Here is a 2,631-nt window from a genome sequence, read left to right on the forward strand (position 1 = left end):
AAGGTACATGCCGTATGAATAGACTCCTAGTTTACGCATCCAACCCCAGTTGAGCCATGAGAAGAAGATGTGATCTGCTTTATTGATTGCGTAGTAAAATAGAGGCATCATGCAGAGCCCTTGGAGTGTGTAGCGAAAAGTCTCACGGTAAATAGGTTCACGGTAGAAAATCGTGCCGATGAAGACAGCTCCAGCGGCGCCAGTGATAAGTAGTTCTTTTGTGGTGAATGAAGACGAGGGTTTGGCGTCTACAGGGTTCCATGTAAGGGCGAGTATACAGCCGTAGAGTATGGAATCGATACGTGTGTCAGTACCAAAATAAATACGATCTACTGGAACTTCTTGTATGATAAATAGGTAATTTCTCCAGAGCAGAACAACCACGCAAAGAATAGCTAAACCAACAGCCGCGCCATTTTTCTTAAATTTTCTCATGAGAAACAAAAGAACTACAGGGTAGAATAGGTAGAAGTGTTCTTCTACTGCAAGTGACCATAAGATGCCTAAGCCTTCTGGTACTTCACCTGGCCACTGGAATATGAGATGATAATTCGCTAGGTAAAACGTTTGAGAGAGAATGCCTGTCCAGGAAAATCCACCTTGGGACACACCAATGAATGTTAAGCCGTATGCTACTGCTAAGCAGGTGAATAGAGGTGGGGCTAGACGCAGTATTCTTCGAACAAAGAAGTATGGGTAATGAATTGTTTTCGTTCTCTCATATTCTCGCATCAAAATTATGGTGATAAGAAAACCACTGAGAAAGAAGAAGGTTGTGACCCCTAACCCTCCTGGTACAACATGGCCGAAGCCTGCGTGACTTACGATTACGATAAGAATTGATAGAGTACGTATACCATCGAGAGATGGAATATAACCTTTATTCATGGTGGTGCTTTTTTATGGGGATTTTTATTCTAACAAGTTGTTTTTGTTAGGGTATAGGGGTATGTATAAACGATACTTTAATTGTTTATCTGGTAAAAATGGGAAGTAAAGCCAATCTTTTAAGCCACTTTTTTCCATGGAACTCACGATTCATTGCGATGAAGTAAATATCCTTGGCTGGTAGCACTTCTAGGAGTTTACTCATCAATCCAATGCGGTGTTTTGTGTTGGAGTTCCCTCGTTTGGAAGTCTGTGGTAAGGTTGATCAAACAAGCAAAACAGCCACTTTATCCACAATGATGCCTATCGTTAGGATGTTGATGTGAGTTGTCCCAAACTGCCAATTCGTTCGATCAACGCTGAGTACATATCCATCTTTGGCTTGGTGATTTGCTCAAAAAGACAGTATCTGGTTTATTGTACGCAATTGTTCGGAAGTCGCAGTTGAGAGAGCTAATCGAATTTAGCCCTCATGCGGATGCGCAGAATGGCACCGCCCTTCACGCGGGCACGTATGTTCTGAATGCTCCAAATCAAGCTCATGAATTATTGGCGGTGTATAGAGCCGAGAAGCGAAGTTTTTGTTAGAGTGCTGAACACAAAAAAAGAGCGACTTAGTAAGCCGCTCTTTTGGATTTTTTTTGCTATGGAGGCTTACTCAGCAGTTTCCACAGCTTTCGCAACTTTAAGAATTGTTGCTTTGCCAAGTTCTGAACCGAGGATCTGGCGACCTACTGGGAGTTGTGTGCCTGTGTCGGATACGACTTCGCCAGCAGGGACGGAGATGCCTGGAATACCTGCGAGGTTAGCATCGATGGTGCAGCTGTCTGCGAGGTGCTTTTAAAGTGGGTCGTCAGCGTTCTCACCATGTTTTGGAGCCGCGGTTGGAGCGACTGGGGAAAGGATGGCATCGACAGTTTCAAATACATCAGTGAAGTCCTTACGGATGAGCGTACGTACTTTTTGAGCCTTGGTGTAGTAAGCGTCATAGTAACCAGAGGGGCGCAAGTAAGTTCCGAGGATGATACGGCGTTTTACTTCAGCACCAAAAACTTGCGCACGTGATTTACGGTAGAGGTCGTTCAAGTTATCAGGGTTTTCTTCGCGGTTGCCGTAGCGAATACCATCAAAATGCGAGAGGTTAGAAGATGCCTCTGCTGGAGCGATGATGTAGTAGGTTGTTACTGTATACTCAGTTTGTGGTAGTGAAATTGCTACAAGCTCAGCACCTGCAGCTTCATATTTTTGCTGCTGCATCATCGACAGATTTGGTCATCGGGGCAATCTAGTCGAGTGATGATGCTAAAGCGAGGAGGCCGTAGCGTGAAACACGCCGGTAGGATGGCTTGAGTCCAACGATTCCGCAGTGCGAGGCTGGCTGGCGGATGGAGCCACTGGATGAACCACCAGGGACTCGTGCAGGGTCCGCTGGATTATTGTAGGTTGAATATTTGAGTTGTCAGAGGTGGAGCCCATGGCAAATTCGTCGAGGTTGGGGCGTCCTAGCGGAATAGCACCCGCTTCGTGCAGCTATGGCATCGTAAGGAGAGGTGAATGCACCATCGAGGAATTTGGAGGTGCAAGTGAGTGGTTGGCCTTTGACTTTCATATATTCTTTGATGGCAATTGAGATGCCTCCTAGAGGGAGGGAGAGAGCCGCATTCTTTGCTTCTTCTCTTGCAGCTTAAAAATCATAGGTGATCTAGCCTTTGATGGATTCTTCCTTTTTGTTGATGGAAGCCT

2 protein-coding genes are annotated in these 2,631 nt (G+C 45.5%); both read right to left on the reverse strand.

Going from position 1 to position 2,631, the window contains the following annotated elements; all coding sequences use genetic code 11:
- A partial coding sequence (locus tag ABGY95_RS11960; RefSeq protein ID WP_347441911.1) for an acyltransferase occupies window positions 1–888 on the reverse strand: 888 nt, incomplete at its 3' end.
- An 840-nt stretch (window positions 889–1,728) separates the two neighbouring features.
- Window positions 1,729–2,148, reverse strand: a complete 420-nt coding sequence (locus ABGY95_RS11965; protein WP_347441912.1) for an amidase family protein — start codon at window positions 2,146–2,148, stop codon at window positions 1,729–1,731.
- Between the last annotated feature and the right edge of the window lie 483 nt (window positions 2,149–2,631).

This window comes from Rubritalea sp. (assembly GCF_039830215.1).
Classification (GTDB): Bacteria; Verrucomicrobiota; Verrucomicrobiia; order Verrucomicrobiales; family Akkermansiaceae; genus Rubritalea.

Coding starts and splice junctions, on each gene's coding strand:
- ABGY95_RS11965 (WP_347441912.1), bottom strand. CDS start 2,148: ATGATGCAGCAGCAAAAATATGAAGCTGCAGGTGCTGAGCTTGTAGCA.